The sequence below is a fragment of the Rivibacter subsaxonicus genome, from assembly GCF_004217215.1.
In the GTDB taxonomy this organism is placed as follows: domain Bacteria; phylum Pseudomonadota; class Gammaproteobacteria; order Burkholderiales; family Burkholderiaceae_C; genus Rivibacter; species Rivibacter subsaxonicus.
The window spans coordinates 441308-461498 of the sequence record NZ_SHKP01000005.1 but is presented as its reverse complement, the minus strand read 5'-3'; the positions used below and the strand labels follow the sequence as shown (position 1 = coordinate 461498).

General features: G+C 67.9%; 17 protein-coding genes. 10 read left to right on the top strand and 7 right to left on the bottom strand.

Annotated elements, in window-relative coordinates; all coding sequences use genetic code 11:
• Window positions 1–44: 44 nt before the first annotated feature.
• Window positions 45–1259, top strand: coding sequence for a tyrosine-type recombinase/integrase (locus tag EV670_RS08125; protein WP_242616881.1), 1215 nt, complete (start codon window positions 45–47; stop codon window positions 1257–1259).
• 217 nt (window positions 1260–1476) lie between these two features.
• Here the strand turns inward: EV670_RS08125 and cadR are convergent, their stop codons facing one another.
• Complete coding sequence (cadR, locus tag EV670_RS08120) at window positions 1477–1926, bottom strand: Cd(II)/Pb(II)-responsive transcriptional regulator (RefSeq protein WP_130431334.1); 450 nt, start codon at window positions 1924–1926, stop codon at window positions 1477–1479.
• Window positions 1927–1990: 64 nt separating this feature from the next.
• Here cadR and EV670_RS08115 point away from each other — a divergent pair, with 64 nt between their 5' ends.
• From EV670_RS08115 to EV670_RS08075, 9 genes are all read left to right on the top strand, one after another.
• Window positions 1991–4261 (top strand): heavy metal translocating P-type ATPase, encoded by a 2271-nt coding sequence (locus tag EV670_RS08115; RefSeq protein WP_130431699.1) that lies wholly within the window; start codon window positions 1991–1993, stop codon window positions 4259–4261.
• 33 nt (window positions 4262–4294) lie between these two features.
• A complete protein-coding gene (locus EV670_RS08110) occupies window positions 4295–4660 on the top strand; it encodes a hypothetical protein (protein ID WP_130431333.1) in 366 nt (121 codons plus the stop codon).
• Between the two features lie 107 nt (window positions 4661–4767).
• A complete protein-coding gene (locus EV670_RS08105) occupies window positions 4768–6072 on the top strand; it encodes a TolC family protein (protein ID WP_242616879.1) in 1305 nt (434 codons plus the stop codon).
• 33 nt (window positions 6073–6105) lie between these two features.
• On the top strand, window positions 6106–6666 hold the full coding sequence (locus tag EV670_RS08100) for a hypothetical protein (protein ID WP_130431332.1): 561 nt from the start codon (window positions 6106–6108) through the stop codon (window positions 6664–6666).
• Window positions 6663–7766 (top strand): efflux RND transporter periplasmic adaptor subunit, encoded by a 1104-nt coding sequence (locus tag EV670_RS08095; RefSeq protein ID WP_130431331.1) that lies wholly within the window; start codon window positions 6663–6665, stop codon window positions 7764–7766. The genes EV670_RS08100 and EV670_RS08095 overlap by 4 nt, the downstream gene beginning before the upstream one ends.
• A 10-nt stretch (window positions 7767–7776) precedes the next feature.
• The gene (locus tag EV670_RS08090) at window positions 7777–10896 is read left to right on the top strand and encodes an efflux RND transporter permease subunit (protein WP_130431330.1); all 3120 of its coding nucleotides are present in this window, start codon (window positions 7777–7779) and stop codon (window positions 10894–10896) included.
• Between the two features lie 27 nt (window positions 10897–10923).
• Complete coding sequence (locus tag EV670_RS08085; RefSeq protein WP_130431329.1) at window positions 10924–11310, top strand: hypothetical protein; 387 nt, start codon at window positions 10924–10926, stop codon at window positions 11308–11310.
• A gap of 13 nt (window positions 11311–11323) precedes the next feature.
• Entirely contained in the window at window positions 11324–11785 is a 462-nt protein-coding gene (locus EV670_RS08080; RefSeq protein ID WP_130431328.1) for a disulfide bond formation protein B, read from the top strand.
• Entirely contained in the window at window positions 11782–12438 is a 657-nt protein-coding gene (locus EV670_RS08075) for a DsbA family protein (RefSeq protein ID WP_130431327.1), read from the top strand. Before EV670_RS08080 ends, EV670_RS08075 begins: the two co-directional genes overlap by 4 nt.
• Window positions 12439–12529: 91 nt before the next feature.
• Here EV670_RS08075 and EV670_RS08070 read toward each other — a convergent pair whose 3' ends face one another.
• The 6 genes from EV670_RS08070 to EV670_RS08050 form a co-directional block, all read right to left on the bottom strand.
• Window positions 12530–13054 (bottom strand): hypothetical protein, encoded by a 525-nt coding sequence (locus EV670_RS08070; RefSeq protein WP_130431326.1) that lies wholly within the window; start codon window positions 13052–13054, stop codon window positions 12530–12532.
• A gap of 76 nt (window positions 13055–13130) precedes the next feature.
• Entirely contained in the window at window positions 13131–13277 is a 147-nt protein-coding gene (locus EV670_RS18720) for a hypothetical protein (RefSeq protein WP_207225027.1), read from the bottom strand.
• Window positions 13278–13326: 49 nt separating this feature from the next.
• Window positions 13327–16509 carry an efflux RND transporter permease subunit gene (locus EV670_RS08065; protein WP_130431325.1) on the bottom strand — a complete coding sequence of 1061 codons (3183 nt, stop codon included), beginning with the start codon at window positions 16507–16509 and terminating at the stop codon, window positions 13327–13329.
• Window positions 16506–18158, bottom strand: a complete 1653-nt coding sequence (locus tag EV670_RS08060) for an efflux RND transporter periplasmic adaptor subunit (RefSeq protein ID WP_130431324.1) — start codon at window positions 18156–18158, stop codon at window positions 16506–16508. The genes EV670_RS08065 and EV670_RS08060 overlap by 4 nt, the downstream gene beginning before the upstream one ends.
• Window positions 18155–19420 carry a TolC family protein gene (locus tag EV670_RS08055; RefSeq protein ID WP_242616878.1) on the bottom strand — a complete coding sequence of 422 codons (1266 nt, stop codon included), beginning with the start codon at window positions 19418–19420 and terminating at the stop codon, window positions 18155–18157. The genes EV670_RS08060 and EV670_RS08055 overlap by 4 nt, the downstream gene beginning before the upstream one ends.
• A 139-nt stretch (window positions 19421–19559) precedes the next feature.
• Complete coding sequence (locus EV670_RS08050; RefSeq protein WP_130431322.1) at window positions 19560–19973, bottom strand: hypothetical protein; 414 nt, start codon at window positions 19971–19973, stop codon at window positions 19560–19562.
• Window positions 19974–20191: the final 218 nt, after the last annotated feature.

Here is a 20191-nt window from a genome sequence, read left to right as displayed (position 1 = left end):
GCTTCGCTGTGTCCATGGACACACGATCACTGTTGGAGAGCAACTTGGGACGACTGACAGATACCGCACTGAAGGCGCTGAAGCCGAAGACCGCCACCTACCAATCCGCCGACGGCGAGGGCCTGCTGATCGAGGTCAAGGCCAGCGGGCGCAAGACCTGGATGTACCGCTACCGGCTCGGCGGCAAGGCCGAGAAGCTGGTCATCGGCACCTACCCGGAGATCACGCTCAAGGAGGCGCGCGAGCTGTGCTTCGAGGCTCGCCGCGAGGTCCAGCGCGGCGAGTCGCCGGCGCGCGCCAAGCAGTCCAGCAAGCGCGAGGAAGTGAAGGAGAAGACCGTCAAGGACTTCGGCGAGCGCTTCTTCCGTGAGATCGTCACCCGCGACCGCAAGATCACCACCATCCCGCGGCGCTACCTCGACCGGCAGATCTTTCCCGCCATCGGCGCGCTGCAGGTGAGCGAGGTCAGTGCCGAAGACGTGCGGTCGATCATCTGGGCCAAGAAGGCGCATGGCTTCGACGCGGCCGCCGCCGACATTCGGGGCCTGCTCAAGCGCCTGTTCGACTACGCCATCACCTGTGGGCTCATCACCGTGAACCCCGTGCACGGCCTGCCGGCACGCCATGTCTTCAAACCAAAGTCGCGCGACCGGAACCTGTCACGGGAAGAGATCGGCGTGTTCCTGCGCGCCGTCGAGGCGTCGAATGTCCGACGCCAGTTCAAGGCGGGGTTGCGGCTGGTGTTGCTCACGATGGTGCGCAAGTCCGAACTGATCCAGGCGCGCTGGTCGGATGTGCACCTTGACCAGGGCGAGTGGCACATCCCGGCCGAGACCTCCAAGACCGGCAAGCCGCACATCGTCTACCTGTCGAGCCAGGCAACTGCGTTGTTCAAGGAGCTGCGAGCCTTGGCCTCGACGAGCGAACTCGTGATGCCCGGCCGAAGTAGCCTGAAGAAGCCCTTCGCCCACAACGCCATGAACTCGGCGTTGAAGAAGGCGCTGGAGACGCAGCCGATCCCGGTTTTCACCATCCACGATCTGCGCCGCACGGCCTCAACCTTGCTGCACGAGAACGGCTGGCCGTCCGACGTGGTGGAGAAGGCGCTGAACCACACGATCGGCGGCGTGCGCGGGATCTACAACCGGGCCGAGTACGCCGAGCAACGCAAGGCGATGCTGCAGTTCTGGGGCGATTTTGTCGACGCCGCGGTGCGCGGCGAACGCATGGCTGCGGTGCGCCTCGCGGTGGCGGCTTGAGCTAGTCGCTCCATGCGACGCTCAGTGGTGCTGGGCGGCTACCGAGGGGCACCAGCCGGCGCTCCCGACCCCCGCTGCGCACCGTGGCGACGCCCAAGCGGCCAATCCCGGCCGGACAGCGCCCCAGCCAGCGTCGAACGGCGAACCCCCGGGGCGCCCCGGCAACCTCCTGCGAGACCGGAGGCTGAGAGCCGCTCTCCAATTGCGAGGCGACCGATCAATGTGATCCGCGGACATGGCGCGGTGCGGCTCTGCCGCGAGCACCGGGCGCCCCGTCGCCGTGCTCCAAGCCCTGAAGAATCCCGCACTCCGCCGATGCGTGCGGCATCGAGCATCGCGCGCGCAAGGCCTTCATCTCCTTCTCGAGAACCTTGAGCTCGCGGATCCGCCTTGACACGTGCTCGATGTGCTCGTCGAGCAGCGCGTTGACCTCGCCACAGTCCGTCTGAAGTGCGTCCCTGAACTTCAGCAGCACTCTCACCTCGTCGAGCGCCATATCGAGGTGCCGGCAGTTGCGAATGAAGACGAGCCGGTCGGCGTGCTTGGCCGTGTAGACGCGGTAGTTGCCTTCTGTCCGATCCGGTGCGGGCAAGAGCCCCTCACGTTCGTAGAAGCGGATCGTCTCGACCGGCGTACCGGTGACACTCGCAAGCTGGCCAATCCTCATCGTTCAACACCCTTGAATCGGTTCGATTGACTCTACACCTGCTACAGGGTTTCCAATGCGGGTCATGCCTCAGCACATCTCCACGACCGAAGCGAAGCCCTCTGCCAACCCGGCGCAAGATGGCGACCATTGCGATCGAGAAGCCTGCGGATCCGCCGCTTGCGCCGCACCCACGGCGCAAGCCAGCAATGCCGGCGTTGGGTCGCGCTTTCGCATCGCCACGATGGACTGCGCGACCGAGGAAGCCGAGATCCGTCGGGAGCTCGATCGGATCCCGGGTATCCGCAACCTGAACTTTCGCGTCGGCGAGCGCAGCCTCGCCATCGATGCGCCGCCCGATGTCATGGCTCAAGCCGTGGCAGCCATCCGTCGCATCGGCTTTGATCCTCAGCCCTTTGCTGAAGAGGTGAGCGCGGAAGCCAGCGTCGGCCATGGCCACGATCACGACGATCAGCACGACGCCAACTCCAGTCTCAAACGGCTGGGCCTTGCCCTAGGGCTGGCGGTATGCGCCGAACTCGCTGCCTTCTTCCTGCCGGACACGCTGCCCGCGAAGGCACTCGGCCTCGGCTTGGCCGCCACGGCCATCTGGCTGGCCGGCTTCGATGTCTACCAGAAGGGCCTGAATGCGCTGCTGCGCGGCCGCCTCAACATCAACGCACTGATGACGGTCGCGGTGACCGGTGCCGTGCTGATCGGCCAATGGCCCGAGGCGGCGATGGTGATGGCGTTGTATGCGATCGCCGAACTCATCGAGGCTCGCGCCGTCGACCGTGCCCGCAATGCCATCCAAGGCCTGATGGCGATGGCCCCCGAACAGGCCGACGTGCGCCAGGCCGATGGCAGCTGGCAGACGGTCGGTGTCGCCTCAGTTGCGCTCGACGCGGTGGTTCGTGTCCGCCCGGGCGAGCGCGTCCCGCTCGACGGCATGCTCATCAGCGGCAGCACCAGCATCGATCAGGCGCCAGTCACCGGCGAGAGCATTCCGGTCGACAAGGCGGCGGGAGATCCCGTCTTTGCCGGCACCATCAATCAGACCGGCAGCTTTGAGATGCGCGTGACGGCGGCGGCGTCGAACTCGACGCTGGCCCGCATCATCCATGCGGTCGAGCAGGCCCAGGGCACGCGTGCGCCAACGCAGGGCTTCGTCGATCGCTTCACGGCGGTCTACACGCCGGCGGTCTTTGCCATCGCGCTGGCGGTGGCCCTGCTGGGTCCGCTGGTCATGGGCTGGGCCTGGCTCGACGCGGCCTACAAGGCGCTGGTGATGCTGGTCATTGCCTGTCCCTGCGCGCTGGTGATCTCGACCCCGGTCACCGTGGTCAGCGGTCTCGCCGCTGCCGCACGACGCGGCATCCTCATCAAGGGCGGCGTCTACCTCGAAGAAGCGCGCAAGCTCAAGGCGATCGCGCTCGACAAGACCGGCACCATCACCGAAGGCAAGCCCAAGCTGGTGGCCTGGGAGACACTGGGCGCGGCGATCGATCGTGCTCGCGCGGAGGCCGTGGCCGCCGCACTGGCGGGCCACTCCGATCATCCGGTGTCCAAGGCCATCGCCCAGGGACTGGAGTCGTCAGCCCTGGCAATCGAAGAGTTCAAGGCGCTGGTCGGCCGCGGTGTCGAGGCCAGCGTCGGCGGTGCCACCTACGTGCTCGGCAATCACCGGCTCATCCACGAGCGCGGCCAATGCTCGTCGGCGCTCGAAGCGCAGTTGCTCGAGCATGAGCAAGCCGGCCGCACCGTCACGCTGCTGGCGTCGCAGGAGGCGGTGCTCGCGCTGTTCGCGGTCGCCGACACCATCAAGCCCTCGTCGCGGGAGGCCGTCGCCGATCTCAAGTCGCTCGGCATCCAGCCGGTCATGCTGACCGGCGACAACCAGGCCACCGCCACCGCCATTGCCAGCCAGGCGGGCATCGACGAGGCCCGCGGCAACCTGCTGCCAGAAGACAAGCTGGCCGCCATCAAGGCGCTGCAGGCCGAACATGGCCCCACGGCGATGACCGGCGACGGCATCAACGATGCGCCCGCACTGGCCCAGGCCGACATCGGCGTGGCGATGGGCGCGGCCGGCACCGACATCGCGATGGAAGCCGCCGACGTGGTGGTCATGAACGACGACCTGCGCCGCATTGCCGAGACGGTGCGTCTTTCGCAGCGCACCCATCGCGTGCTGTGGCAGAACATCAGCCTGGCGCTCGGCATCAAGGCGGTGTTCCTGGTGCTCGCGCTGCTGGGCCACGCCACCATGTGGATGGCGGTGTTTGCCGACATGGGGGCGAGCCTGCTTGTCGTCGGCAATGGCCTGCGGCTGCTGCGGACACGGTCGGGTAACTGACCGTTTCTGCTGACCGTTGATAGACTTCCGGCCGTGCGACGCCTGCTGATCATCTTCCTGATGCTGCTGCTGCCGACCCAGTGGACCTGGGCCGCTGTGGCCAGCGCCTGCCAGCACGAGACGGGCGTCGCGGCCCAGCATGTCGGGCATCACGAGCACGTCCACGAACAGGCCGGCCCCGATGCCGACCAGGACCTGACGGCCGCAGCTGGTGACCAGCAGCCCACCTTCGACGCGGACTGCCACACCTGCCACGGCAGTTGCGCTTCGATCCTGATGCCGATGGGCGTCATGCCTTCGAGCCTCGAAGCGGGCTATGTGCCGAGCCACCACTCGGCGTCTTTCGCGGATCGGTCCGTCGACCATCCGCTGCGGCCACCACGCGCCGTCCTCGCCTGATCCCGGCGAGGAACGCTGCCGCACAGCTTGCCCACCACGCGCTGAAGGCGCGTCTCCTCGTCGTTCGGTGACGCCACGGGCCTCGTGCCCGTCGGCTCTGACAGCCCTTGCGGCTGCTCTCGACGAGGATTCCCATGACTTCAAGACCTTGCAATGGCCAAGGCCCGGGGCGACGCTTGCCCCTTCTCGCCCTGACGCTTGCGGCCTCGGGTGCCTTGCTCCTTGCCCCGCTCGCGTCCGCGCAGACCGACGCCACTGCCACGACGCTGACGCTGAAGCAGGCGACCGAAGCAGCCTGGCTGCGCCACCCGGAAGCCCGAGGCGCCGATGCGCGCCGCGACGCGGCTCAAGCACAGCGCGATGTGGCGGCCAGCTGGATCGCCGAGCCACTCGCGGTGGAGCTCTCCGCCAAGTCCGATCGCCTGAATCGCGACAACGGCAACCGTGAGTACGTGGCCGGCGTTGCCATTCCGCTCTGGCTGCCCGGCCAGCGCGCGCACTCCCAGGCCGTCGCCGAGGCCGAGCGCGGCGCCGTCGACAGCCGATTGAGCGCCGCCCAGTGGCGCGTGGCCGGCAGCGTGCGCGAGGCCTGGTGGGCAGTGCACCGCAGCCGGCAGGACGTGACCCTGGCCAAGGCGCGGCTCGCCAACGCCGAGCAACTGGCCACCGATGTGGCCCGACGCACCAAGGCCGGCGATCTGTCGCGCGCCGACCAGCACCAGGCCGATGGCGCGATGGCGGGTGCCCAGGCGGCGCTGGCCGAGGCCGTGGCCGCCGAGGCGACGGCGATGCAGGCCCTGCGCTCGGTCACCGGCCCGGTACCCAATGGCCGCCTGGCCGAGACGCCCGAAGCGATACCTGCCGAGACGGCGGCCGATCCCTCCCACCCGGTGCTGCGCGAGCTTGGCGATCGCGCCGAACTCGCCCGTCGCACGCGAGAGCTGGCCGGTACGCAGTCGCGCGCGAATCCAGAGTTGAATCTGGCCACCACGCGCGAGCGCGGCATCAGCGGCGTGCCCTACGACCAGTCGATCACGGTCGGCGTGCGCATCCCCTTCGGTTCCGACGGCCGCAGCCGGGCCAAGGTGGCGTCGGCCGCCGCCGACCAGATCGAGGCCGAGCAGTTGCTTGGCATCGAGCGTGAGCGGTTGGCCGCCGAGATCGACGCGGCCCGGGCCCGCGTGGCCTCGGCAGCGCTGGTCGTCGCCGCCGCGGACCGTCGCGCCGCGTTGGCGCACGAGTCACGGGGCTTCTTCGAGAAGTCATTCCGCCTGGGCGAAACCGACCTGCCGACCCGCCTGCGGGTGGACCTCGAAGCGGTCGAGGCCGAACGCCAGAGCGCCCGTGCCCGCATCGACCAGGCGCTGGCCTTGTCACAACTTCGCCAGGCCCTGGGCCTGCTGCCCGAATAAGACCGCGCTGCGGCACCCATCAAGGACACACCGATGCAACACATCTCACTGCGGCCACTGATCGCGCTCACCTTGGCCGCTGGCCTGCTGCTGGTGACCGGCGCGCGTGCCGGCGACGGCCACGACCATGGCGACGCGGCGCCGACCGCGGCCGGCTCGGCGCTGCCGCGCTTCACCGCGATTTCAGAAGCCTTTGAACTCGTCGGCGTACTCGATGGCAAGCAGCTCACGCTCTACCTCGACCGCTTTGCCGACAACAGCCCAGTCAGGGGCGCTCAGCTCGAACTCGAGATCGGCGGCGCCAAGATCAAGACCGAAACTCATGCCGAAGGCGAGTTCGAGGCCACGCTGGCCGAGGCTCCCAAGCCGGGCGTGCTGCCGGTCACGGCGACTGTCATTGCCGGTGCCGAGACCGATCTGCTGGCCGGCGAACTCGACATCCACGACGAGCACGCCGACGAAGCGCCAGCCGCACAGGGTTGGCAGCGCATCGGCATCTGGGTCGCCGGCGGCCTCGTCACCCTCGGCCTGCTGGCCTGGGCCATCCGCCGTGCAAGCACGCAGCGTCCGCTGCGCATGGGAGGTGCGGCATGAAGGCGCGCTTCCTCATCAGCAGCCTGCTGTTGGCGCTGGCAGCCACGAGCTCGATGGCCGGCGAAGGCCATGACCATGGCGACGCTCAGGCCGCCACCAACAGCAACGGCCCGCAGCGCCTGCCAGACGGCAGCGTGTTCCTGCCCAAGCCGGCGCAGCGCCAACTGGGACTGCGCACCATGGTGGCCGAGGCCGGCGAGCTGCCACGTTCGATCGAGCTCAACGGCCGGGTCGTGATGGACCCCAACGCCGGCGGCCGTGTGCAGGCCGTGGTGCCGGGCCGCATCGAAGCCGGCCCACGCGGCCTGCCGAACGCGGGTCAGACGGTGCGCAAGGGTGAGATCCTGGCCTACGTGGTGCCGTCGGCCGCGCCGATCGACCGCTCCAACCAGGCCGCGCAACTGGCCGAGCTGCGCGCCGCGCGTGACCTGGCCGACAAGCGCGTCGCGCGGCTGAGGGACCTGGCCGATACCGTGCCGCGCAAGGAGATCGAGGCCGCCGAGAGCGAAGCGGCCAGCCTGTCGCAACGCATCGCCGCCGTCAGCGGCGGCCTGAGCAACCGCGACACGCTTGTCGCCCCGGTCAGCGGCGTGATCGCCTCGACCGGCGCGGTCGCCGGCCAGGTGGTGGACGCGCGCGAACTGGTGTTCGAGATCGTCGATCCGAAGCGCCTGCGCATCGAGGCCCTGGCCTTCGACGCCGCGCTGGCAGGCGATGTCGCCGGCGCCACGCTGGCGGTGGGCAGCGAGCGCGTGCCGCTGAGCTTTCTGGGTGCCGCGCGCAGCCTGCGCGAACAAGCGCTGCCGTTGAGCTTTGGTGCCGAGGGCGCGGCCCTGGGCAAGCTCGCGGTCGGTCAACCGGTGCGCGTCTTCGTGCAGACCCGCTCTCAGGTCAAGGGCATCGCGGTGCCCGCGGCGTCGCTGCTGAGGAGCCCGTCGAACCAGACCATCGTCTGGGTCAAGACGGCGCCCGAGCGCTTCGAGCCCCGGACGGTGACGACCGAGCCGCTGGACGGCGTCAACGTCGCGGTGACCTCGGGACTGCAAGCCGGTGATCGAGTGGCCACGCAGGGCGCCACCTTGATCAACCAGGTCCGCTGAGGAGTCACGCATGTTCAAGTGGCTACTCGACAACAGCCTGGCGAACCGGCTGCTGGTGATCATCGGCGCGCTGGTACTGATGGCCTACGGCGCCTTCACGCTCTCGCGCACCCCGGTCGATGTCTTTCCCGACCTCAACAAGCCGACCGTCACCATCATGACTGAGGCCGGTGGCATGGCCGCCGAGGAGGTGGAGCAGCTCATCACCTTCCCGCTCGAGACCACCATGAATGGTCTGCCGGGGGTGGAATCGGTGCGCTCGGTGTCCTCTGCCGGCCTGTCTTTCCTCTACGTCACCTTCGACTGGAGCACCGACATCTACCGTGCGCGGCAGCTCGTATCGGAGCGTCTGTCGTCGATGGAAGAAGGCATGCCCGAGGGCGTGATCCCGCGCATGGGCCCCATCAGCTCGATCATGGGCGAGATCATGCAGATCGCGATCCCGGTCGACACGGCGAGGATTTCGCCGATGGCCGTGCGCGAGTACGCCGACTGGGTACTGCGGCCGCGGCTGCTGGCCATTCCCGGCGTCGCGCAGGTGATCCCGATCGGCGGCGAGGTGCGCCAGTTCCAGGTGCAGCCCAACACCGCGCGCATGGCCGAGCTCGGCATCACGCACGAGCAGATGGAGGCCGCGCTCAAGGGCTTTTCGTCCAACACCTCGGGCGGTTTTCTGGAGCTCAACGGCCGCGAGTACCTGATCCGCAACCTCGGCCGCACATCACGGCTCGACGACCTGAAGAACCTGGCGCTCACCGCGCGTGACGGTCAGCCGATCCTGATGCGGCAGATCGCCGACGTGAGCTTTGCCGCCGCGCTCAAGCGCGGCGACGCGGGATTCGAGGGCAAGCCGGCGGTGATTTTGGGCATCCAGAAGCAGCCGACTGCGGACACGATCGCACTGACGCGAGCGATCGAAGAGGCGCTGGTCGGCATGAAGACCTCGTTGCCGACCGGCATGGAGGCGCCGCAGGTCACGTTCCGCCAGGCCACCTTCATCGAAGCCTCGATCACCACGCTGCAGGGCAAGCTGATCGGTGCCTCGGTCTTCGTCGCCGCGATCCTGTTCTTCTTCCTCGGCACGCTGCGGCCGACCATCATCGCGCTGACCGCGATTCCGGTCTCGATCTTCATCACCGCACTGGTGTTTCGCTACTTCGGGCTGTCGATCAACACCATGACGCTCGGCGGCCTGGCGATCGCCATCGGCGGCCTGGTTGACGATGCGGTCGTCGGCGTCGAGAACGTGTTGCGCCGGCTCAAGGAAGACCGCGCCAAGCATCCCGATCACCGGCTGCACCCGATCGAGGTCGTGGCGCGGGCCACGATGGAAGTGCGCTCGGCCATCCTCTACGCCACCGTGATCATCGTGCTGGTGTTCATCCCGCTGTTTGCGCTGCCGGGCATGGAGGGGCGGCTGTTCGTGCCGCTGGGCATCGCCTTCATCGTCTCGACGTTGGCCTCGCTGATCGTCTCGGTGACGGTGACGCCGGTGATGAGCTTCTACCTGCTGCCCAGCATGAAGTCGCTGGAGCATGGCGACACCAAGGTGCTGGCCTGGCTCAAGGCGCGCTACGCGAGCAGCCTGCAGGCGGTGCTCGATAGGCCAAAGGCCGCCCTGGTCGCGGCCGGCACAGCGGTGGCGTTGGCCGCGGTGGCGGTGCCGTTCTTTCCGACCACCTTCCTGCCGCCGTTCAACGAGGGCACGCTGCTGATCGGCATGCGGCTGAATCCGGGCGTGACGCTGGCTGAGACCACGGCGCTGGCGCGCCAGGCCGAAGTGCTGGTCAAGCAGGTGCCCGAGGTCACGCACGTGGGCCGCCGCAGCGGCCGGGCCGAGCTCGACGAGCACGCCGAGGGCGTGCACGTCAGCGAACTCGATGTCGGCCTGATCCCGACCGCCGAGCTGACCCGCCCGATGGAGGAGGTCAAGGCCGACATCCGGGGGCGTCTGGTCAACCTGCCGGCGGCCATCGAGATCGGCCAGCCGATCTCGCACCGCATCGACCACATGCTCTCGGGCGTGCGCTCGCAGATCGCGATCAAGATCTTCGGCGAGGACCTGGATACGCTGCGCGGCCAGGCCGACGTGCTGCGCGGCAAGCTGACTGCGATCCCCGGCATCGCGGATCTGCAGATCGAGAAGCAGGTGCTGGCACCACAGATCAAGATCCGCGTGGACTACGCGGCGGCGGCGCAGTACGGCGTACCGGCACCACAAGTGCTGGCCACGCTGCAGAGTCTGGTCGAGGGCGAGAAGGTGGCGCAGATCGTCGAAGGCGGTCGTCGATTTGCGCTGGTCGTGCGACTGCCCGAGTCGGCGCGCTCGACCGACGGCCTGGCCCGGATCCTGATCGAGACACCCAGCGGACGCGTTCCGCTGTCGAAGATCGCCACCATCGAGGACGGCGACGGGCCCAACCAGATCAGCCGCGACGACGGCAAGCGGCGAATCGTGCTGTCGGCCAACGCAGAAGGCCGCGCGCTGTCCGAGATCGTGGCCGACATCCGCAAGGTGGTGGCCGACACCAAGTTTCCAGAGGGCTACTTCGTCACGCTCGGCGGGCAGTTCAAGGCGCAGGAGGAGGCGTCGCGGCTAGTGGGGCTGTTGTCCCTGGTGTCGCTGACGCTGATGTTCGTGGTGCTCTACAGCCGCTACCGCTCGACCACGCTGTCGCTGCTGATCATGAGCAACATTCCGCTGGCACTGGTCGGTGCGGTGCTCGGCCTGTGGCTGTCGGGGCAGCCGCTGTCGATCGCGGCGCTGGTCGGCTTCATCACGCTGGCCGGCATCTCGGTGCGCAACGGCATCCTGAAGGTCAGCCACTACATCAACCTCATGCGCTTCGAGGGCGAGAACTTCGACCACAAGATGATCGTGCGCGGATCGCTGGAGCGGCTCAGCCCGGTGCTGATGACCGCGCTGGTCACCGCCTTTGCGCTGGCACCGCTGCTGTTCGAGGCCGAGCGGCCCGGCACCGAGGTGCTGCACCCGGTGGCGGTGGTGATCTTCTCGGGCCTGATCAGCTCCACGCTGCTCGACACCTTCCTCACCCCCGCCATGTTCTGGCTGTTCGGCCGCAGGGATGCCGAGAGCCTGGCCAACGACAGCGCCGGTGACGCGCTTTGACTGTTCCTCCAACCGAAAGGACTCACGATGAAAGCATTGAACCTGATTGCGGCCGGCCTGATTGCCACCGGCGGCGCGGCATGGGCCGCCGACGACAAGCACGACCACGCGCACGAGCACAAGCCGCTGCACGGCGGCGTCGTGGTCGAGGTCAAGGACGTGGACTTCGAACTGGTGGCAAAACCCACTGTCATTCAGCTCCACCTGCGCGACCACGGCAAGGCAGCTGACGTATCCAAGGCCACTGCCAAGGTCACGCTGCTGACCGGCACCGAGAAGCAGGAGGTCGAACTCAAGCCTGCTGGCGACAAGCTCGAGGCCACCGGCAGCTTCAAGGTCGGTCCTGGAACCAAGGCCGTGGCCGTCGTGACCGTCGCGGGCAAGCCGGCGACCGCCCGCTTCACGCTGAAGTAAGGTTGCGCGCGTCATGAACAGCGCGAACGGCGAACGCGACGGCCCATCATCCACCCGGTCGAGCACCGGATGGGTCTGGCTGTCCGCCGCCTGGGCCGTCGCACTGGTCTCGACCTTCGCCGCGTTGTTCATTGGCGAGGTGATGGGCATGACGCCCTGCCAGCTGTGCTGGTACCAGCGCATCCTGATGTTCCCGCTGGCCGTGATCCTCGGCATGGCGGCCTTTGGCAATGACCGCCGCGGAGCCATCTACGCCTTGCCCCTGGCGCTGGGCGGCGTTGCGGTGGCGGGTTATCACACGGCGCTGATTGCGGGCTGGGTACCGCAGTGGTGGATCCCCTGCGGCGCCGGCCCATCCTGCAGTGACCAGAAGCTGGTGATCCTCGGCGGCATCCAGATCCCGTGGCTGTCCCTGCTGGCCTTCACTGCCATCGCGGCTCTGCTGCTCGTATACCTGCGAAGGACCCGTCCATGAACACCAAGAAGGTGGCCGTCGCCGGCATCCTGATCCTCATGGTCGCCGCTTTCGTCGTCGGCGTGAGCGTGTACCGAAAGCAGACACAGAGCGCGCAGGACCAGACGGTCCGCGCCGAGCAGACCCGCCTCGTGCGCATGCACTCGCCGGTACTCGGCCCTCAGGGCGCGCCGGTCACGATCGTTGAGTTCTTCGACCCGGCCTGCGAGACCTGCCGCGCGTTCTATCCGTTCGTCAAGAGCCTGATGGCACGGTATCCGCAGGAGGTCCGGCTCGTCATTCGCTACGCGCCGTTCCACCAGGGCTCCGATCAGGTGGTGAAGCTGCTCGAAGCGGCCAAGCGCCAGGGCAAGTTCCAACCGGTGCTGGAAGCGGTGCTGCAAGCCCAGCCGACCTGGGCCGACCACGGCCGGCCCAACCCCGACCTCACTTTCGAGATCGCACAGGCCGCCGGCCTGGACATCGAGCGGGCCCGGGAGGACATGGCTCGACCCGAAATGCAGGCGCTGCTGAGCCAGGATGTCGAAGACCTCACCGCCCTGCAGGTCAGCCGGACACCCACCTTCTTCGTCAACGGCCGCAGCCTGCCCAGTTTCGGGCCAGATCAACTCGCTGCCCTCGTGGCGGAGGAAGTGGCGAAGGCGAAGCGATAGGCCGAAGGCTGCCGCGGCAGCCGTCGGCCGGCCGTACCAATTCTTCGCGTTTGTGCGCGCGTATCGCGCCCGGCAACAGCAGACCGGCGAACTACTTCGTAGCTGCGGGCGGGTTCATCCAGCGCTGATGCCACATCATGTGATCCATCATCATCTGCTGCATCGGCAGATACTGATCCATCATGTACTGGCGCTGCCTCAACTGCTCTGGCGAGAGGTCGCTGTAGTAGCCCCGCATATGGCCCCAGCCCATCATCGGCCCGCCCATCATCATTCCCGGCCCCATCGCGCCCGGACTGCCTCCGCAGCAACCCGCACCCCCTGGGCCCCACATGCCGCGCATGCTGGACATTGCCGCCTGCATTGACGTCCAGTGCTCCTGCAGCAGCCTTTGGCGCTCCTGCGGGTCTTGTGTCTGCGCGATCTTGTCCATCTGCGCCTGCATCTGCTTCATGTGATCCTGCATCCGTGCAAGCTGCTTGTCGAAGTCCTCCACACTCAGGGCAGGTGGTTTGACCTGCGAGGACTTGTCCGCGGGCTTGGACGTCTGCGCCAGTGCCGGCTGAAACGCGATCATCAGGGCGACCGCGGGGACCGCAAGAATGGAAAGCTTCATGGAATGCCTCCTTCGGTGGACTCCGCTGGAGTTCGGCGCATTCACACTGGCGCATGCCAGCGGCACATGCACGGCATCACCTTAGAGGGATGCTGGCCTCAGTGGATTGATGAGGATCAAAGGCGCCTTCCGTTGCCGCTCCTGCGACTTCGCGGTCGACAAGCCGCTGCAGCAGCAATGTGATCACCATGATCGCCAACCCATTGGCCTTGCGGCGCAACATCCCGGTTTGACCGGAGTCACCTCCGAGGACTGGTAGTGGGCCGGGCGCCTCATGACGCGTTCGGCGCCGGGATCTGCATCGGATCCGTGCACAGCGCGCTGGACGAATCGTCACATGTCCGCCTGCGCATCAGCAGGTACAGCGCCGGCACCACGAACATCGACAGCAGCGGCGCGCTGATCATGCCGCCGACCATCGGCGCGGCGATCCGTTGCATCACCTCGGAGCCGGTGCCGCCGCCCCACATGATCGGCAGCAGCCCGGCCAGGATCACCGCCACCGTCATCGCCTTGGGCCGCACGCGCAGCACGGCGCCTTCGCGGATGGCGTCGAGCAGATCGGCCTCGCTGGTGCGGCCCAGCGCCACGCGCGCGTCCCAGGCCTGCTTCAGGTAGAGCAGCATGATCACGCCGAACTCGGCCGCCACCCCGGCCAGTGCGATGAAGCCGACGGCTGCGGCCACCGACAGGTTGTAGCCGAGCAGCCAGAGCAGCCAGACGCCGCCGATCAGCGCAAAGGGCAGCGTCGCCATGATCAAGGCGGCCTCGTCCACGCGCTTGAAGCACAGGTAGAGCAGCACAAAGATGATCAGCAGTGTGAACGGCAGCACCACCTTCAGCTTGGCCGTTGCGCGCTCCAGGAACTCGAACTGGCCCGACCACGACGCCGAGTAGCCGGGCGGCAGCTGCACCTGCTCGGCCACCACCTTCTGCATGTCGTTTACTGCCGACTTCAGGTCGCGGCCGCGGATGTCGACATAGACAAAGCCGGCCAGGCGCGCGTTCTCGCTGCGCAGCATCGGCGGGCCGTCGCTGATGCGGATGTCGGCCACGTCGCCCAACACCAGCCGGGCGCCGCGCTCGCTCACGATCGGCAGCGTGCGCAGCTTGTCCAGCGAGTCGCGCGTCTCGCGCGGGTAGCGCACGTTGATTGGAAAGCGCTGCAGACCCTCGACCACCTCGCCGACGTTGTCACCTCCGACCGCCGAGGCGACGACCGACTGCACGTCGGCGATGTTCATGCCGAAGCGCGCCGCGGCATCGCGATTGATCGTCACATCCACGTAGCGACCGCCGGTGAGCCGTTCGGCCAGGGCGCTGCTGACACCCGGCACCGGTTTGAGCGCACGCTCGATCTCGCCGGTGATGCGGTCGATCACCGCCAGATCGGTGCCCGCCACCTTGACGCCGACCGGGCTCTTGATGCCGGTGGCCAGCATGTCGATGCGGTTGCGGATCGGCGGCACCCAGATGTTGGCCAGGCCCGGCACCTTGACGATGCGGTCGAGTTCCTCGACCAGTTTGTCCTGCGTCATGCCGGCGCGCCATTCGCTCTTCGGCTTGAACTGGATGGTGGTTTCGAACATCTCCAGTGGCGCCGGGTCGGTGGCGGTTTCGGCGCGGCCGGCCTTGCCGTAGACGCTCAGCACCTCGGGCACGGTCTTGATCAGGCGGTCGGTCTGCTGCAGCAGCTCGGCCGCCTTGCCGGCACTCAGGCCCGGCAGCGCCGACGGCATGTAGAGCAGATCGCCCTCGTCCAGCCGCGGCATGAACTCGGATCCAAGCCGCTGCAACGGCCACAGGCTCGCCAGCGCGATCGCGCCTGCGGCCACCAGTGTCAGTCGTGGCCAGCGCAGCACCACATCGAGCAGCGGCCGGTAGGCCGCGATCAGCCCGCGATTGAGCGGGTTGCGCTGCTCGCTCGGGATGCGGCCCCGGATGAGGTAGCCCATCAGCACCGGGATCAGCGTCACCGCCAGCGCCGCCGAGGCCGCCATCGCGTAGGTCTTGGTGAAGGCCAGCGGCGAGAACAGCCGGCCCTCTTGCGCCTCCAGCGTGAAGACCGGGATGAAGCTCAGCGTGATGATCAGCAGCGAGAAGAACAGCGCCGGCCCGACCTCGACCGCGGCCTCGCCGATCACGCGCCAACGCGCCTCGCCATCGAGTGCCCGGCCGGGATGCTCGTGCTCCCAGCGTTCCAGGTGCTTGTGTGCGTTCTCGATCATCACCACCGCCGCGTCGACCATCGCGCCGATCGCGATCGCGATGCCGCCGAGCGACATGATGTTGGCGTTGACGCCCTGCCAGCGCATCACGATGAACGCGGCCAGGATGCCGAGCGGGAGCGAGACGATCGCCACGAAGGCCGAGCGCATGTGGAACAGGAAGATGAAGCACACCACCGCGACGACGAGGAACTCCTCGATCAGCTTGTGACCGAGGTTCTCGACCGCACGCTCGATCAGCCCCGAGCGGTCGTAGACCGGCACGATCTCGACGCCGGGCGGCAGGCTGGGCTTGAGGCTTTCCAGCTTGGCCTTCACCGCGGCGATTGTCTCCAGCGCGTTCTTGCCCGAGCGCATCACGATCACGCCGCCGGTGGCCTCGCCCTCGCCATCGAGCTCGCCGATGCCGCGCCGCATCTCGGGGCCGAGCTGGATGCGCGCCACGTCGCCCAACCGCACCGAGGTGCCGGCATCGGTGGTGAGCAGCGGCACCTTGCGGAAGTCGTCGAGCGACTGCAGGTAGCCCGAGGCGCGCACCACGTACTCGGCCTCTCCGAGTTCGAGCACCGAGCCGCCGGCCTCCTGGTTGGCCTTCTGCAGGGCCGCGATCACCTTGGTGTGGGCGATGCCGTAGGCGGCGAGCTTGTCGGGGTCGAGCAGCACCTGGTACTGGCGCACCATGCCACCGACCGAGGCGACCTCGGCCACGTTCGGCACCGTCTTCAGCTCGTATTTCAGGAACCAGTCCTGCAGCGCGCGCAACTGGCCAGCGTCCTGCTTGCCGCTGCGGTCGATCAGCGAGTACTGGTAGATCCAGCCGACGCCGGTCGCATCTGGCCCGAGCGAGGCCTTGGCGCCGGGCGGCAGCCTGGACTGCACCTGGTTGAGGTACTCGAGCACCCGCGAGCGCGCCCAGTACGGGTCGGTGCCATCCTCGAATAGCACGTAGACGAAGCTGTCGCCAAAGAAGGAGTAGCCGCGCACCGTCTTCGCGCCGGGCACCGACAGCATGGTCGTGGTGAGCGGGTAGGTGATCTGGTTCTCGACGATGCGCGGCGCCTGGCCCGGGTAGGTGGTGCGGATGATGACCTGCACGTCCGACAGGTCGGGCAGCGCGTCGAGCGGCGTGCGCAGCACCGAGACCACACCCCAGGCGGCGACGAACAGCGTGGCCAGCAGCACCAGGAAGCGGTTGGCGATCGACCAGCGGATGAGGCCGCCGATCATGGCTTGCTCCCGGCCGATGCGGCACCCGACGCCGGAGCTGTCGGCTTGAGCTGCGCCGCCAGCAACGTCACGCTGGTGAGCTGCGGCAGGTCGTCGGCGTCCATGTAGAACTCGAAGTCGACGCGGTCACCGGGCTCGAGCCCGCGCGGGATGCCGTGCAGCGGGAGCTTGAAGTCCATCGTCATCGGACCCCATTTCAGCGATGGGATCGGGCCATGCGACAGCGTCAACGCGTCGCGACCCAGGGCCTCGATGCGCCCGGTTCCCACGTGACGCGGGGCGACAGCGGCGATGCTCGGCCTGGGCTCGTCGTTCAACCTGGCCTCGATGCCCTTAAGGCTCGCCTCGGAGTCGATCAGGAATTGCGAAGACACCACCACGTTCTGCCCGAGCTGCAGGCCACGCCTGATCTCGGTCTGGCCGCCGCTTTCGATGCCGATCTCGACTTCGACCGGGCGGAAGCGGCCGCCCTCCTCGGCCAGCATCACGACGCTGCGCCTGCCCGTCTGGATCACCGCCTCGGTGGGGATCAGCAGCGCCTTGCCGGCGCGCTGGTCCATGAACTGCATTTGCACGAACATGCCGGGCACCAGCTGGCGGCCAGGGTTGGCCAGTTCGATCCGGGCCTTGATCGTGCGGGTCGCGGCGTTCACCTCGGGCAGCAGGGACTGCACCTTGCCGTCGAAGCGGGCACCTGGCAGGGCCGCGCTGCGCGCCTGCACCTTGGCACCGGGCCGCAGCAGTGCGGCCTGGCTCTCGGGCACCTCGGCGTGGGCCCAGACGCTGGCGAGACCGTTGATGCGGAACAGCGTCGCTCCGGGCATCACCGTCATGCCCTCGCGCGCCATCAGTTCGGTAACCACGCCATTGATGGGCGAGCTCAGGGTGATGCGTGGCTGGGTGCGACCGCTGCTCTCGACCAGCGCGATCTGGGCCTCGCTCATGCCGACCTGGCGCATGCGCTGGCGCGCACCGTCGACCAGTGGCGCCAGGTCGTTGCCTTGCATGCGGCGCACGCCGAGGAACTCCTCCTGTGCCGCAATCCAGTCGGGCACGTAGAGATCCACCAGCGGCTGGCCCTTGGCCACCGGATCGAGCATGGCCCGTACGTGCAGACGCTCGACATAGCCGGTCGCGCGTGCCTGCACCAGGGCCTGGTCGCGCTCGTTGAAGGCGATGTTGCCGACCGCGCTGAGTTGCGGCGAGAGCATGCCCTCGACCACCGGTGCGGTGCGCAGGCCCAGGTTCTGCTGGGTGCGCGGGCTCACCGTGACCTTGCTGGCGTCGCCATCGCCGCCATCGGCATAGACCGGCACCAGCATCATGTCCATGAACGGCGACTTGGCCGGCTGGTCGAACTTGTTCCCCGGCACCATGGGGTCGTGGTAGTAGAGGATCTTCTTGCCGGTGTTCGGATCGACGTCGCCTGCCTTAAGTCCGGCCGAGATGTGGCGGCGGGTGGCTTCTTCGCCTTGGGCGATGCTCTGAGGTACGGCGCCGGCCGCCGGCGGTGCGTCAATCGCGCTGGCGGACGCAACGGGCTCCTGGGTCGAGCCGCGCTGCAGGCCGAGCCGATACGCGAAGTACAGGCCGCCGGCCGCGACGCAGGCAACCAATATCGCGACGATGAGGCTAGGTTTGCGGTTCATGGACGGCTCCTCGGCGCATCGGCAATCTGGTGCCGAGCGGGCGATGCGGCGGTGGGCACCGCGAGATCGAGAAACTCGAGCTGCGCCCAGCGGCGGGAGATCTCCATCTCGATGCGAAGACGCTCCATTCGGGTGTCGATCTCGGTGCGGCGCGCTTCGAGCACCGCCGTCAGACTGCCGCTGCCGGCGCGGTATGCGCTGAGCGCGGCTTCGACGCGCTGCCTGGCCAGCGGCAGCAGTTTCTCGTCATGGCGGCGCAGCCGCCCAGCCTCGCTCTGCCACTCCTGCAGCAAGGCGCGCACCTCCGCCTCATGGGCGCGGAGCAGATCGTCGAGCTCGGCGGCGGCGCGGTTCACCTGCGACTGGCGCGCGGCCAGTTCGCGGTCCTGCCGCTGCTTCTGGTCCCACTGCAGGGGCACCGACAGGTTCAACGACACCATGTTCGAATAGGCCGGGCCACGCTGGCTGTACATCAGCTCGACGCTCCAGTCGGCCTGCCGCTCGGCGCGAGCAATCGATGCCTCGGCCTGAGCCAGCGCCACCTGCTGCGTCGCTCCGGCAATCTGTGGATGTCCGGTCAGGTGCATCGCGAGGTCACCCTCGGCCCACGGCGGTGGCGCGAAGGCGGGGCGCGCGGCAACGGGGCGTGCGGCGGCATCGCCGATCCAGCGACCGAGCTGGATGGTGCTCACCGCCAGCATCCGGTCGACCTGCGCAATGCGGTCGTGCATCGTCTCGACTTCGGTACGCGCGGCAAGCACGTCGGCCTGCATGCCCTTGCCGCCGCGATAGGCCGCCTCGGCCGCCTGCAACTGCAACTCGGCCTCGATGCGCTGCGTCACCAGCAACTCGCGCATGGATTGCTGGAACGAGCGTTCGAGCCAGGCCAAAGCGGCGTCGCGCTGCAACTCGGCCGTGACCTGGCGCTGGGCCACGGCGGCGGCATCGGCCTCGCCGGCGGCACGGGCAGCGCGGGCCCGGCGTTTGTCGGCGCGGGTGAGTTCCTGCATCAATCCCACCGAGCGCATCGTCATGAAGTCGCGCGTCAGGCTCCAGCGATCCGGACCGTCCACGGGCAGGTTGTTGATGCCGAGCTTGAGCACCGGGTCGGGACGCTGGCCGGCGGCAACGGCCATCTGCCGCGCGGCGTCGGCCTGGGCCTCGGTTGCCTTCACCCGTGCCGACTGACCGGTAGCCAGCGCAACGGCTTCATCGAGCGAGAGCGGCACGGCCTGCGCTCGAGCCGGCGCGCCGCCGGCCAACGTGATGCCGGCGATCAGGCACCACAAGAAGAGGCGCACTGGCCTCGACAAGCAATACGAACTCATGGGAACTCCCGAAAATCAACACGGCGGCGCGGGCTGCTAGGCCCGCGGCCATCAGGCCGAGTGCTTCAGGAGATCAAATGCGATAACAGCAGAGGAGGATGCTGCGCGCCGGTGGTGGCGCGTGATCGCGCCGCCGCTCATGGGCGGCGAACTGAGCGTGGTCAGCGCCAGCAGGAACCGGTGGATCCAGCGAGAAGAGCGGCACCATCGCTGCTGGTTGGACCAGAGGCAGCGGAGTTTGATCGACTGGCTGTTGGGTGGTGCCCTGCTGGCAATGCTGCTGGCACAGGCCGGGTTGATCGGCATCCAGGGCCACGCCCCCGGATACCGCCTCTGCGCAAGGCATCCCGGCCATGGCGTCCTGACCGTCGTCCGCTGGCAACCGGTTCATCGGGCAGGCGTAGGCGGACGTGGCGATCTGAATGAACAGAATCGCCGCGATCAGCCAGCTCGAAAGTCCGCGCCGATTGGCGCACCGAAACGACATGGCGTAAGCCTAGCCGAAGCGAGAGCAAATGTCCCAGCGGGGAGCCGAATGACGATCGCATGGTGTCTAGGCTCAACTTCTCGGCGGATTCGCTCGACCTGCCCGCCAGCATGCAGGCCAAGCTGCTACCGCCAAGGGCAGCTCGAAGACGCGCAATCACGAGGGTGGCTCCCCGCGTGATAGCCGAGATGTCCCTGCTCGCGCACCCGATCGACGCG